Raw genomic sequence first — 13,257 nt, forward strand, 5'->3', positions numbered from 1 at the left:
GCAAGAAGGTCTGGGAAAACAACAACTGCATCGGCTGCCACACGCTGCTCGGCGAAGGCGCGTATTTCGCGCCCGAACTCGGCAACGTCTACAAGCGCTTCGGCAACAGCACCGAGGCGATCAAGGCCTTCATCCGGAGCCGGCCGGAAAACGGCGTGCCGGGCCGGCGCTCGATGCCGCAGTTCCACCTGACGGATCAGGAACTCGAAGGCATCGCGCAATTCCTGAAGTACAGCTCCGAAATCAACACCGCCAACTGGCCGCCGAACATCCAGGGCTGATCCGCCTGCGCCCGCCCGAGGACATCACGTCATGCAATACCTGTCGCAAAAGGTCGCGAAACCGTATTTCGTCGCCGCGATCGGGCTGTTCGCCGGCCAGATCCTGTTCGGCCTGATCATGGGCATCCAGTATCTGGTCGGAGACTTCCTGTTCCCGGCCATTCCGTTCAACGTGGCCCGCATGGTCCACACCAATCTGCTGATCGTCTGGCTGCTGTTCGGCTTCATGGGCGCGAGCTATTACCTCGTGCCCGAGGAGGCCGAGCGCGAGCTCGAAAGCCCGCTGCTCGCGAAGATCCTGTTCTGGGTGTTCCTGATCGCCGGCGCGCTGACCGTCGTCGGTTATCTGGCCGTGCCGTATGCGTCGCTCGCGAAGCTGACCGGCAATGACGTGCTGCCGACCATGGGCCGCGAATTCCTCGAACAGCCGACCATCACCAAGGTCGGCATCGTCGTGGTCGCGCTCGGTTTCCTCTACAACGTCGGCCTGACCATCCTCAAGGGCCGCAAGACCGTCATCAACCTGGTGCTGCTGACCGGACTCGCCGGGCTGGCCGTGCTGTTCCTGTTCTCGTTCTACAACCCCGATAACCTGGTGCTCGACAAGTTCTACTGGTGGTGGGTCGTGCACCTGTGGGTCGAGGGCGTCTGGGAGCTGATCCTCGGTTCGATCCTCGCCTTCGTGCTGATCAAGGTCACCGGCGTCGATCGCGAGATCATCGAGAAGTGGCTGTACGTGATCATCGCGATGGCGCTGATCACCGGCATCATCGGCACCGGCCACCACTACTTCTGGATCGGCACGCCGGAGTACTGGCAGTGGCTCGGCTCGGTGTTCTCGGCGATGGAACCGCTGCCGTTCTTCGCGATGACGGTGTTCGCGTTCAACATGGTCAACCGCCGCCGCCGCGAGCACCCGAACCAGGCCGCGACGCTGTGGGCGCTCGGCACCTCGGTGATGGCCTTCCTCGGCGCCGGCGTCTGGGGCTTCCTGCACACGCTCGCGCCGGTCAACTACTACACGCACGGCACGCAGATCACCGCCGCGCACGGCCACATGGCCTTCTACGGCGCCTACGTGATGATCGTGCTGACCATCATCAGCTACGCGATGCCGATGCTGCGCGGCCAGACCGCCGCCAACAGCCGCCGCTCGCAGGTGCTGGAGATGTGGTCGTTCTGGCTGATGACGGTGTCGATGGTGTTCATCACGCTGTTCCTGACCGGCGCCGGCATCCTGCAGGTCTACCTGCAGCGCTACAGCGCCCAGCCGCTGCCGTTCATGGTCGTGCAGGAGCAGATCAGCCTGTTCTACTGGCTGCGGCTGATCGCCGGCCTGGTGTTCACCATCGGCCTCGGTGCCTACATCGCGAGCTTCTTCGTCGGGCGCACCGAGCCGGAAGCGGTGGCGATGAAGTCGGTACCGGTGACGGCCTGAAGCCCCGGCCGGCCCCGGGCGTGAGGGACGACCGTCCCTCACGCCTTTTTCATCCGGGTCCCGGGTGCCGCGCGGATGGTCCTTTGGCTGCGCGGTGCTCCCCTGCCCTTTCCCCTGCCCCGTCCCGGAGCCGCCATGTCCGAGCTTCCGTATTACGCCCCGGCCGGCAACGAGATCGCGCTGTTCGAGGCCGCCTGGCGCGAGCGGCTGCCGGTGCTGCTCAAGGGCCCGACCGGCTGCGGCAAGACGCGCTTCGTCGCACACATGGCCGCCCGCCTCGGCCGGCCGCTGTATACGGTCGCCTGCCACGACGACCTGACCGCCGCCGATCTGGTCGGCCGGCACCTGATCGGCGACGGCGGCACCTGGTGGAGCGACGGGCCGCTGACGCGCGCGGTGCGCGAGGGTGCGATCTGCTACCTCGACGAAGTCGTCGAGGCGCGCAAGGACACCACCGTCGTGCTGCACCCGCTGACCGACGACCGGCGCATCCTGCCGATCGAGCGCACCGGCGAAACCCTCGCCGCACCGGCGGAATTCATGCTCGTGGTCTCATACAACCCCGGCTACCAGAACCTGCTGAAGGGCCTGAAGCCCTCGACCCGCCAGCGCTTCGTGGCGATGGCCTTCGACTACCCGGACGCGGCACGCGAGCGCGAAATCCTGATGCGCGAGGCCGGCATCGACGCCGGGCTGGCCGAGCGCCTCGTGCGCCTCGGCCACGGCCTGCGTGCGCTGAAGGATCACGACCTCGACGAGGGCGCCTCGACGCGGCTGCTGATCTACGCCGCGACGCTGATGCGCGCCGGCCTCGCGCCGCGCGCCGCCTGCCGGGCGGCGCTCATCGAACCGCTGACCGATGACACGGCCACGCTGCTCGCGCTGCAGGAAGTCGTCGATGTCGCGTTTCCCGGCTGAGCGCAGGCCCGATGCCGACGGCCGCCGGCTGGCGGTGCGCGCGCAGGCGCTGTACCTCGCCAACCTGCTGATCCTGCCGGGCCTCGCGTTCGCGGCGCTGCTGTGGCTGCGCCGCCGGCGTGCCGGTGTGCCGCTGCTCGCGCAAGCGCACCTCGATGCGGCGCTGCACGCGAGCCTCTGGGCACTGGCCCTGCTGCCGGGCGTGGCCGGGCTGCTGGTGCTGGTCGCCGGTCTGCGTGCGCCGGCGACCTGGATGACGCTGATCCTGTGGGTGGTCAGCATGCACACGGCGCTGGTGCTCTGGGGGCTGCTGGCGCTGGCCGCGGCCCTGGCAGGACGGCTGCCGCCGCCGCCGTGGCGCGGCCGCATCAGCGGGTGAGCGCGATCACGCGCGAACGGCCTGTCCTGCCCGTCCTGTCTCTGCCTATCCTTCTCCCGCGCCCGGCCGGGCCCTGCCGAGCCGGTGCGTGCGGCCGGCACGAAACAGCTGCAACAAGCGATTTCATCCGGCATTGAGGTTTTCCGGTACCGTCGCGCTGCCGCGCGCAGCGGATCCCGGCATTCGCGAACGCTGACTTTGCGGCTAGCCTTGCGCGCGGCATGTCCGCCCCGCCCCGAACCCGCTCTTCTGGTCCGGCATGCCGTTTCCGGCCCCAGTGCTGCCGTCGGTTTCGTCGATGAACGCCGCCCCCCTCACTGTACCGCCCGCCCCCCTGACGGCAGCCCTGCTGCTTGCCGCAGCCTATGTGCTTGCCGGCGCGGCCGGGCTGGCGCTGGCGCTGCCGCCCGATACCGAGATCGCCGTCTGGCCGGCGGCCGGTGTCGCCGCCGGCGGCCTGCTCGCCGGCGGCCTGCGGCTGTGGCCGGCGGTGTGGATCGGCTCCTTCGTGATCAACCTGTGGCTGCGCCTGAGCCTGCTCGGCCAGCCGCCGACGGCCTCGGCGTTCCTGATTCCGGCCGGCATCGCCTGCGGGGCCGCCGCGCAGGCCTGGGTCGGCGCGCGGCTGAGCGCGGCGCTGCTCGCGCGCCCGCACCCGCTCGCGCACGGCACCGAGACGCTGTCCTTCCTGCTGCGCGTCGGACCGCTCGCCTGCCTGATCAGCGCCACGACCGCCACGCTCCTGCTGGTCGCCAGCGCCTCGGTGCCGGTCGAGGCCGCGGGCGGGCTGTTCTGGACCTGGTGGTGCGGCGATACGCTCGGCGTGCTGCTGTTCACGCCGATCGTGCTGGCCTGGATGGCGCCGGCGCACCGCGACTGGCATGCGCGCCGGCGGCTGCTGAGCCTGCCGCTCGTGGCCTCGCTGCTGCTGACCACGACGGCCGTGCATCAGGCGAGCGAGGCCGAACGCCGGCGCACCGAGCAGGATTTCGAACGCCAGGCGCTGCCGCTCGCGACCGCGATCATCGGCACGCTGCAGCGCCACGTCGAGGCCGTGCAGTCGCTCGCCGACTTCCTCGCTGCCGTGCCGCCGGAGCCACAGGCCTTCCGCCGCTATGCGACCGGCCAGATCGCACGGCTGCCGGGCCTGCGCGTGCTGCAGTGGTCGCCGCGCGTGCCGGCGGCGGCACTGGCGGAATTCGAGGCCGCCCAGCGCGACGCCGGCCGCCCGGGCTACCGGGTGTTCTCGATCGACGATGCCAGCGGCAGGCGCGTGCCGCTGCCGGCGCTGCCGGCGTATTACCCGATCCAGTTCAACGAGCCTGCGACCGGCAACGAGGCGGCGCTCGGTCTCGATGTCCACGCCCGCCGCATCTCGCGCCCGGCGCTGGAACAGTCGCGCCGCAGCGGCAGCGTCGCGGTCACGCCCGGCCTGCGCCTGGTGCAGGAGACCGGCGAGCAGACCGGCGTCGTGTTCTATCAGGCGGTGCCGCCGGGCCGCCCCGGTTCCGAACCGAACGGCTTCGCCGGCGGCGTGCTCAGGCTCGGCGACACGCTGGCCGCGGCGATCGCGCCGCTGCCGCGCAGCGCCCTGATCGTGCGCCTGACCGACGAGACCCAGGGCGCGCCGCTGCCGCTGCAGGTCGACCCCGACTGGCCGGCGCACCTGTCCGCCGGCCAGCACTGGAGCCAGCCGCTGGTGGTCGGCGATCGCCAGTGGCGGCTGGAGATCGCGCCGCGCCAGGCGCTGCCGACCGGCCAGCACGGACCGGTCGCGCACGCGGTGCAGGCCGGTGCGCTGCTGTTCAACGGCGTGCTCGCGGCCTTCCTGCTCGTGACCTCGGGGCGCACGACGCTGATCGAGAACATCATCGCCACGCGCACGCAGCGCCTGCAGCGCGAGATCGAGGACCGCCGCCGCGCCGAGGCCGGGCTGCGGCAGGCGGCGATCGTCTACGAGTACACGCGCGAGGGCATCCTGGTGCTCGATGCCAACGGCCGCGTGCAGGCGGTGAACCCGGCCTTCGAGCGCATCAGCGGTTTCACGCTCGCGCAGTGGCAGGGCCGGCGCCCGCAGAAGCTGTTCGTGCCGCGCCAGCGCCGGCGGCTGCTCGCCGACATCCGCCGCACGCTCGCCTCCGGCGGCCACTGGCAGGGCGAGACCTGGAACCTCGATCACGAAGGCTCGCCGTATCCGTCCTGGCTGACGGTCAGCGCCGTACCGGGCGAGAACGGCCAGCCCGGCGGCTACATCGCGGTGTTCTCGGACATCTCGACGATCAAGCAGTCGCAGGCGGAACTCGAACACCTCGCCCACCACGACCCGCTGACCGGGCTGCCGAACCGGCTGCTGCTCGGGGCGCGCCTGAGCCACGCGATCCTGCGCGCCCGGCGCGAGGGCGAGCGCATGGCGCTGATGTTCCTCGATCTCGACCGCTTCAAGATCGTCAACGACAGCCTCGGCCACCGCATCGGCGACCGGCTGCTGGTGGCGGCGGCGGCACGGCTCGCCGAGGGCCTGCGCGCCAGCGACACGCTGGCGCGCCTCGGCGGCGACGAGTTCGTGCTGCTGGTCGATCGCATCGCCGATCCGGAGGTGGTCGGCCGGCTGGCGACGCGCCTGGTCGAGGCCTGCAACGCCCCGTTCACGATCGACGAGCACGAGCTCTACCTCGGGGCCAGCGTCGGCATCGCGCTGTATCCCGATGACGGGCTCGACGCCGAAACGCTGCTGCGCAACGCCGACGCCGCGATGTACGAGGCCAAGGCCCACGGGCGCAACACCTACCGCTACTACCTGCCGAGCCTGACCGACAGTGCCGAGGCGCGCGTGCGCATCGAGGGGGAACTGCGCCGCGCGCTCGCCCACGGCGAACTGCGCCTGCACTACCAGCCGCAGGTCGAACTCGCCGATGCCCGCGTGATCGGCTGCGAGGCGCTGGTGCGCTGGCAGCATCCGACCCGCGGGCTGGTGCCGCCGAACGACTTCCTGCCGCTCGCCGAGGACACCGGCCTGATCCTGCCGATCGGCGCCTGGGTGCTCGACGAGGCCTGCCGCCAGGCGCGCGCCTGGCTGGATGCCGGCCACGAACTGCGCGTGGCGGTCAACATCGCCGTGCCGCAGGTCATGCGTCAGGACCTGCCGGCGCTGGTCTCGGAAATCCTCGCGCGCCACCGCCTGCCGGCGCGCTATCTGGAGCTGGAGCTGACCGAATCGCTGCTGCTGCGCGATCCGGAGCGCGGCGCACACGTCATGTCGCAGCTCGCCGAGCTCGGCGTCGGGCTGGCGATCGATGACTTCGGCACCGGCTATTCCTCGCTCGCCTACCTCAAGCGCCTGCCGATCGACCGGCTGAAGATCGACCGGCTGTTCGTGCGCGAGCTGCCCGAGGACAGCGACGACTGCGCGATCGTGCGCGCGACGCTGGACATGGCCAGTCACCTGCGCCTGTCGGTGGTCGCCGAAGGCGTCGAGACCGCCGCGCAGGCGGAATTCCTGCTCGCGCACGGCTGCGGTCACGCCCAGGGCTGGCGCTACGGCAAGGCCGTGCCGCCCGCGGAGTTCCCGCTGGTGCCGGTGCTGGTAGTACCCCCGGATACCCCTTAGGGATCAGTCTCCTGTGTGCCCGGGCGCGGCTTGATGAGCGTCAAGGGTCGGCCCCGCCCCCCGGGCGTCAGATAGCCGCGGCAAGCAGGCGCAACGGTCGCATCCGCTCGACCGCAGCGCACGAGTTCCGCAGCCATCCGCAAGTCGCACGGGGGAGCACCAGAACATGAATCAGCCGAAACACCGCAGCACGGCCCCGCTGCTGGCCGTCACGTCGATCGCCCTCGGCCTCGGCCTCGCGCCCGGCAGCGCGCACGCCGAGGACGCCAGCCACCCGGGCGTCGGCCAGGGCGAGGTCCGCTATCAGGGCGCGCCGAGCGGCATCGACGCCGCGCAGGCGAAGGACCAGAACGCCGGCGCGCCGCAGATGACGGCCGAGGAGTTCGCGCAGGCCAAGAAGATCTTCTTCGAGCGCTGCGCCGGCTGCCACGGCGTGCTGCGCAAGGGCGCGACCGGCAAGCCGCTGACGCCCGATGTCACGCGCGCACGCGGCACCGATTACCTGAAGGTGTTCATCAACTACGGCTCGCCGGCCGGCATGCCGAACTGGGGCAGCTCGGGCGAGCTGACCGAGCAGCAGGTCGACATGATGGCGCGCTACATCCAGATCGAGCCGCCGCTGCCGCCCGAATTCGGCATGAAGGAAATGAAGGACACCTGGAAGGTCATCGTGCCGCCCGCGCAGCGCCCGACGAAGAAGATGAATGCCTTCAACATCCAGAACATCTTCTCGGTGACGCTGCGCGACTCCGGCGAGGTGGCGCTGGTCGACGGCGACACCAAGCAGATCATCAACATCGTCAAGACCGGCTACGCCGTGCACATCTCGCGGCTGTCGGCCTCGGGCCGCTACCTGTACGTGATCGGCCGCGATGCGCGCATCAACCTGATCGACCTGTGGATGGAGAAGCCCGACAACGTCGCCGAGATCAAGATCGGCCTCGAAGCGCGCTCGGTCGATACCTCGAAGTTCAAGGGCTACGAGGACAAGTTCGCGATCGCCGGCTCCTACTGGCCGCCGCAGTTCGTGATCATGAACGGCGACACGCTGGAGCCGAAGAAGATCGTCTCGACGCGCGGCATGACCGTCGACACGCAGGACTACCACCCCGAGCCGCGCGTCGCCGCGATCGTCGCCTCGCACGAGCACCCGGAGTTCATCGTCAACGTCAAGGAGACCGGCAAGATCCTGCTGGTCAACTACGCCGACATCGACAACCTGCAGGTCACCGAGATCGGCGCCGCGCGCTTCCTGCACGACGGCGGCTGGGACGCGACGCACCGCTACTTCCTGACCGCCGCGAACAAGTCCAACAAGGTCGCCGTGGTCGACTCCAGGGAGCGCAAGCTCGCCGCCCTCGTCGATGTCGGCGCGATCCCGCACCCGGGGCGCGGCGCGAACTTCGTCGATCCGCAGTTCGGTCCGGTCTGGGCCACCAGCCACCTCGGCGATGACAGCATCTCGCTGATCGGCACCGACCCAACCAGACACAAGGCCCAGGCCTGGAAGGTCGTGCGCACGCTGAAGGGTCAGGGGGGCGGTTCGCTGTTCATCAAGACCCACCCGCAGTCGAGCCACCTGTACGTCGACACCGCGCTGAACCCGGATCCGAAGATCAGCCAGTCGACGCTGGTCTACGACCTGAAGGATCTCGCCAAAGCGCCGGTGGTGCTGCCGATCGCCGACTGGGCCGAGCTCGGCGAGGGCCCGAAGCGCGTCGTGCAGCCCGAGTACAACAAGGACGGCAACGAGGTCTGGTTCTCGGTCTGGAACGGCAAGGACCAGAAGTCGGCGCTCGTCGTCGTCGACGACCGGACGCTGAAGCTCAAGACCGTCATCAAGGACGCGAAGCTGATCACGCCGACCGGCAAGTTCAACGTCTACAACACGCAGCACGACGTGTACTGAGCCAGCAGCGAGCCGCTCCCCGGCGGATCGGGGGGGGAAGCGTCGCGCCAGTCTCACGGCGGGGGCGGACCGGTCCTGCGGTCCGCCCCCGCTTTTTTTCGCGGCGACCGTCCCGGCCGGCTGCGGTTCTTCCGGCTCCGCAGCCGCCCCGGCGCGCCGATCGTTCCCGGCTCCGGCTGCCGATCCTCCCCGGCGCGCCTGCGCGCGCATGCCCTGAAAAAATCTAAGCCGCGGCTTGTATTTTTTCATAATTATGATGTAATCACACCATCATCACCGAACCGCGGAGTCCCCGGATCATGAGCACCCCGCCTTCCCCCCGCAGCCCGCGCCCGCGCAAGGTCGCGATGTACGAGGATGTCGCCGAGCGCGTGCGCCAGAAGATCTACGACCACGAACTCGCCCCCGGCGACTGGATCGACGAACCGGCGCTCGCCGCCGAGTTCGGCATCAGCCGCACGCCGCTGCGCGAGTGCCTGAAGCTGCTCGCCGCCGAGGGGCTGGTGCAGATCGACCCGGGGCGCGGTGCCAGCGTCACCAAGCTCACGCTCGAAGACCTCAACGAGCTGTTCCCGGTCATGGCGATGCTCGAAGGCCGCTGCGCCTTCGAATGCGCGCGCAAGCTCGATGCCGAGCGCCTCCGGACGCTCGAAACCCTGCACGAGGCGCTCGAGACCGCCGCCGCCGCCGGCGACGTGGCCGCGTACTACGCGAGCAACTACGTCTTTCACCGCACGGTGCAGGACTTCGCCGGCAACCCGTGGCTGACGCGCGTGACCAACGACCTGCGCCGCATCCTGAAGATGCACCGCGGCCGCCAGCTGCTGCTGCCGGGGCGGCTGCAGGAATCGCTGTCCGAACACCGCGCGCTGATCGAGTGCTTCCGGGGCCACGACGCCGGGCGCGCCGAGCGCGTGATGAACCAGCACCTGCTGCACCAGCGCGTCGCGCTGGTCCGCTACATCGAATCCGGCGGCAGCCTCAACGGCCCGGCGCGGCTGCCGGACACGCCCGGCGCCGCCAGTGCACCGAATCCGCCGTATCCGAACCCGCAGGACGCCATCGCCTGATGCGCTGCCCGCCGCCCGCGCCGACAGAGCGCCCGCCGGAGTCTCCGGCAGGACCGGGCGGCAGACCACCGAGGAGCCCCGTCATGTCGCGACCTCCCGCCACACCGCCGCCCCGCGGCTGATTCCCCCGCTTCACCGATCCCGGAACGCCGTCCGACCGGCGCGCGCAGGCTGCGTGCGCCCGGTCCCTGCCGGCCGCGCTCCGGCCCCGAACCGCCCGACCGAGGAGGTGCCCCGCACCCGCCCGCCGATCCGTCGTGCCCGTCTTCGCCCGTCGTGCCCGGAGACATCCCTGAGAACAGGCGGCCGGAGAGCCGTCGCTCCAAACCTGCACAACCTGCCCCACCCGCCCACCAAGCGAGGAGATTTGCCATGGTCATCTACGGAGTAGCCCTGCTGTCGATCTGCACGCTGATCGGCATGTTCGCCGGCGACCTGCTCGGCCAGCTCATCGGCGTCAAGGCCAACGTCGGCGGCGTCGGATTCGCGATGCTGCTGCTGATCCTGATCTCGGACCGGCTGCGCCGGGACCTGAAGCTCGTACCGATGTCGCAGCGCGGCATCGAGTTCTGGAGCGCGATGTACATCCCGATCGTCATCGCGATGGCCTCGACGCAGAACGTCGCCGCCGCGATCAAGGGCGGTCCGGCCGCGCTGCTGGCCGGCGTCATCGCGACGATCGCCTGCGCGGCGCTGATTCCGGTGCTGGATCGCTGGGGCCGGCCGAAGCCGGCGGTGAGCGGCAACAGCGCCTCCCTGTCCACGACGGTCATCGCCTCCGGCGAACGGTGAGCATCATGTACGAAACCCTGGAAACCCTGCTCGGCAAGAACGGCCTGCTGACCGCATTCGCGGTGGTCGGCGCCACCATGTGGCTGTCGTACTGGCTGTCCGACCGCCTGACCCGCGGCCGCATCCACGGCTCGGCGATCGCGATCCTCGCCGGTCTCGTGCTCGCCTACGTCGGCGGCGTCGCCGCCGGCGGCAAGAACGGCCTGGCCGACCTCAAGCTGTTCTCCGGCCTCGGCCTGATGGGCGGCGCGATGCTGCGCGATTTCGCAATCGTCGCGACCGCGTTCGGCGTCAGCTTCGACGAACTGAAGAAGTGCGGGCTGAGCGGCGTGCTGTCGCTGCTGGTCGGGGTGGTCGTGTCCTTCGTGCTCGGGGCCGCGGTCGCGTATGGCTTCGGCTACACCGACGCCGTCAGCATGACCACGATCGGCGCCGGTGCCGTGACCTACATCGTCGGCCCGGTCACCGGCGCGGCGATCGGCGCGAGTTCCGAGGTCATCGCGCTCAGCATCGCTGCCGGTCTGGTCAAGTCGGTGCTGGTCATGATCGGCACGCCCTTCGTCGCGAAGTGGATCGGCCTCGACAACCCGCGGACCGCGATGATCTTCGGCGGCATGATGGGCACGACCAGCGGCGTCTGCGGCGGTCTGGCCGCGACCGATCCGAAGCTCGTGCCCTACGGCGCGATGACCTCGACCTTCTACACCGGCCTCGGCTGCCTGATGGGCCCGTCGGTGCTGTTCCTCGCCACGCGGGCGATGTTCGGCTGAAAGCTGCCGGCACGGTGCCGGTCCGTCCCCCTTCGTGTCCGTAATTTCAAGATAATTTTATTAAGATCATCTTGTCATCACGGAAACCGGACGGATCGCACCGGCAGGCACCACCCCGATCCCCTGCCCTGCTCCAAGGAGTGCGATGACCATGAATGCCCCCCTCACGCCCCCGCGCCGCTGGGACACGCAATCGCAGAACCGCGCCGCCCGCCTCGGACGCGCCGCCGCTTTCGCCCGCGGCCGGCACGTCGCCGCCGCCGATGCCCGCGCGCTGCTCGAAGCCGTGCTGGAGCCCGGCGACCGCGTCTGCCTCGAAGGCAACAACCAGAAGCAGGCCGACTTTCTCGCGAAGACGCTGGTCACGGTCGACCCGGCGCGTGTCCACGACCTGCACATGGTGCAGTCGGTGCTGGCGCTGCCCGAGCACATCGACGTGTTCGAGCGCGGCATCGCGACGAAGCTCGACTTCTCGTTCTCCGGCCCGCAGGGCGCGCGGCTCGCGAAGCTCGTCAGCGCCGGGCGCATCGACATCGGCGCGATCCACACCTACCTCGAACTGTTCGGCCGCTACTTCACGGACCTCACCCCGCGCGTCAGCCTGATCGCCGCGCAGGCCGCCGATGCCGCCGGCAACCTCTACACCGGCCCGAACACCGAGGACACGCCGGTGATCGTCGAGGCGACGGCCTTCAAGCGCGGCATCGTCATCGCGCAGGTCAACGAGGTCGTCGACACGCTGCCGCGCATCGACATCCCGGCCGACTGGGTGGACTTCGTGATCCCGGCGCCGACCCCGGCCTACGTCGAGCCGCTGTTCACGCGCGATCCGGCGCAGATCAGCGAGGTGCAGGTGCTGATGGCGATGATGGCCATCCAGGGCATCTACGCCGAATACGGCGTGCAGCGCCTGAACCACGGCATCGGCTTCGATACGGCGGCGATCGAGCTGCTGCTGCCGACCTACGGCGAGTCGCTGGGCCTGAAGGGCAAAATCTGCCGGCACTGGGCGCTGAACCCGCATCCGGCGCTGATCCCGGCGATCGAGGCCGGCTGGGTGGAGTCCGTGCATTCCTTCGGCGGCGAACTCGGCATGGAGGCCTACACGGCGGCGCGCCCCGACGTGTTCTTCACCGGCCCGGACGGCAGCATGCGTTCGAACCGCGCGCTGTGTCAGGCCGCCGGCCACTACGCCTGTGATCTGTTCATCGGCTCGACGCTGCAGATCGATCTCGCCGGCAACAGCTCGACCGCGACGCTCGGGCGCATCGCCGGCTTCGGCGGCGCGCCGAACATGGGCGCCGATGCACGCGGCCGCCGGCACGCGAGTCCGGCCTGGCTCAAGGCCGGCGAGCAGGCACGCGCCGGCAGCAGCCGGATGCCGCGCGGCCAGAAGCTCGTCGTGCAGATGGTCGAGACCTTCCGCGAGCACATGGCGCCGGCCTTCGTCGAACAGCTCGATGCCTGGGAACTGGCCGAGCAGGCCGGCATGCCGCTGCCGCCGGTGATGATCTACGGCGAGGACGTCACCCACATCCTGACCGAGGAAGGCATCGCCAACCTGCTGCTCTGCCGCACGGCCGGGGAGCGCGAACAGGCGATCCGCGGTGTGGCCGGCTACACGGCGGTCGGACTCGGCCGCGACCGGCGTGCCGTCGAGAACCTGCGCGACCGCGGCGTGATCCGCCGGCCCGAGGACCTCGGCATCGACAAGCGCCTCGCGAGCCGCGACCTGCTGGCCGCGAAGTCGATGAAGGACCTCGTGCGCGCCTCCGGCGGCCTGTACGACCCGCCGAAGCGCTTCCGCAACTGGTGATGCCGATGCGCGGTGCCTGCGGCAGGACGCATCGAAGCGCGGTTTCGCCCCCGCTCGCCAACCCCTCTCCCGCGAGGGCCGAGGGACTGAAAGACGCGCTCCCGCCGTGCGCCCGCCTCACCCCCGGCCGTCCGACGGCCACCGGCCTGAACCTCCCGGAGACCCGTGATGGAAACCTTGCGTTTTGAATACCTCGGCGGCACGCCGCCCGCCGTCCAGGCCCCGACGCTGACCGGCGTGGTCGGCTCCGGCAACCTCGAAGTGCTGGTCGAGGCCG

General features: G+C 70.0%; 10 protein-coding genes and 1 pseudogene. All 11 read left to right on the forward strand.

What is annotated here, in order from left to right:
- A partial coding sequence (locus PKE44_RS07450; protein ID WP_324549640.1) for a cytochrome c occupies nucleotides 1–281 on the forward strand: 281 nt, incomplete at its 5' end.
- A 31-nt stretch (nucleotides 282–312) separates the two neighbouring features.
- Nucleotides 313–1,719 (forward strand): cbb3-type cytochrome c oxidase subunit I, encoded by a 1,407-nt coding sequence (locus tag PKE44_RS07455; RefSeq protein ID WP_324549643.1) that lies wholly within the window; start codon nucleotides 313–315, stop codon nucleotides 1,717–1,719.
- 135 nt (nucleotides 1,720–1,854) lie between these two features.
- Entirely contained in the window at nucleotides 1,855–2,637 is a 783-nt protein-coding gene (locus tag PKE44_RS07460) for a CbbQ/NirQ/NorQ/GpvN family protein (protein WP_324549645.1), read from the forward strand.
- On the forward strand, nucleotides 2,618–3,016 hold the full coding sequence (locus PKE44_RS07465; protein WP_324549647.1) for a hypothetical protein: 399 nt from the start codon (nucleotides 2,618–2,620) through the stop codon (nucleotides 3,014–3,016). Before PKE44_RS07460 ends, PKE44_RS07465 begins: the two co-directional genes overlap by 20 nt.
- Before the next feature lie 298 nt (nucleotides 3,017–3,314).
- Nucleotides 3,315–6,623: an EAL domain-containing protein gene (locus PKE44_RS07470; protein WP_324549649.1), complete on the forward strand. Its 3,309-nt coding sequence runs from the start codon at nucleotides 3,315–3,317 to the stop codon at nucleotides 6,621–6,623.
- Between the two features lie 199 nt (nucleotides 6,624–6,822).
- Nucleotides 6,823–8,532, forward strand: coding sequence for a cytochrome D1 domain-containing protein (locus PKE44_RS07475; protein WP_324549661.1), 1,710 nt, complete (start codon nucleotides 6,823–6,825; stop codon nucleotides 8,530–8,532).
- 299 nt (nucleotides 8,533–8,831) lie between these two features.
- Nucleotides 8,832–9,602 carry a GntR family transcriptional regulator gene (locus PKE44_RS07480; RefSeq protein ID WP_324549651.1) on the forward strand — a complete coding sequence of 257 codons (771 nt, stop codon included), beginning with the start codon at nucleotides 8,832–8,834 and terminating at the stop codon, nucleotides 9,600–9,602.
- A 372-nt stretch (nucleotides 9,603–9,974) separates the two neighbouring features.
- Nucleotides 9,975–10,394 (forward strand): malonate transporter subunit MadL, encoded by a 420-nt coding sequence (madL, locus tag PKE44_RS07485; protein ID WP_324549653.1) that lies wholly within the window; start codon nucleotides 9,975–9,977, stop codon nucleotides 10,392–10,394.
- Between the two features lie 5 nt (nucleotides 10,395–10,399).
- Nucleotides 10,400–11,164, forward strand: a complete 765-nt coding sequence (gene madM, locus PKE44_RS07490) for a malonate transporter subunit MadM (RefSeq protein WP_324549657.1) — start codon at nucleotides 10,400–10,402, stop codon at nucleotides 11,162–11,164.
- A gap of 151 nt (nucleotides 11,165–11,315) precedes the next feature.
- Nucleotides 11,316–12,980 (forward strand): malonate decarboxylase subunit alpha, encoded by a 1,665-nt coding sequence (gene mdcA / locus PKE44_RS07495; RefSeq protein WP_324549659.1) that lies wholly within the window; start codon nucleotides 11,316–11,318, stop codon nucleotides 12,978–12,980.
- Between the two features lie 168 nt (nucleotides 12,981–13,148).
- A pseudogene (locus tag PKE44_RS07500) lies at nucleotides 13,149–13,257 on the forward strand (malonate decarboxylase acyl carrier protein); the annotation flags it as partial.

It is taken from the genome of Plasticicumulans sp. (genome assembly GCF_035331805.1).
Classification (GTDB): Bacteria; Pseudomonadota; Gammaproteobacteria; order Competibacterales; family Competibacteraceae; genus Plasticicumulans.

What these genes read in the sequence shown, in the direction of transcription:
- PKE44_RS07470 (WP_324549649.1), top strand. Translation starts at nt 3,315, where the DNA reads ATGAACGCCGCCCCCCTCACTGTACCGCCCGCCCCCCTGACGGCAGCC.
- PKE44_RS07460 (WP_324549645.1), top strand. Translation starts at nt 1,855, where the DNA reads ATGTCCGAGCTTCCGTATTACGCCCCGGCCGGCAACGAGATCGCGCTG.
- mdcA (WP_324549659.1), top strand. Translation starts at nt 11,316, where the DNA reads ATGAATGCCCCCCTCACGCCCCCGCGCCGCTGGGACACGCAATCGCAG.
- PKE44_RS07455 (WP_324549643.1), top strand. Translation starts at nt 313, where the DNA reads ATGCAATACCTGTCGCAAAAGGTCGCGAAACCGTATTTCGTCGCCGCG.
- madL (WP_324549653.1), top strand. Translation starts at nt 9,975, where the DNA reads ATGGTCATCTACGGAGTAGCCCTGCTGTCGATCTGCACGCTGATCGGC.
- PKE44_RS07480 (WP_324549651.1), top strand. Translation starts at nt 8,832, where the DNA reads ATGAGCACCCCGCCTTCCCCCCGCAGCCCGCGCCCGCGCAAGGTCGCG.
- madM (WP_324549657.1), top strand. Translation starts at nt 10,400, where the DNA reads ATGTACGAAACCCTGGAAACCCTGCTCGGCAAGAACGGCCTGCTGACC.
- PKE44_RS07465 (WP_324549647.1), top strand. Translation starts at nt 2,618, where the DNA reads ATGTCGCGTTTCCCGGCTGAGCGCAGGCCCGATGCCGACGGCCGCCGG.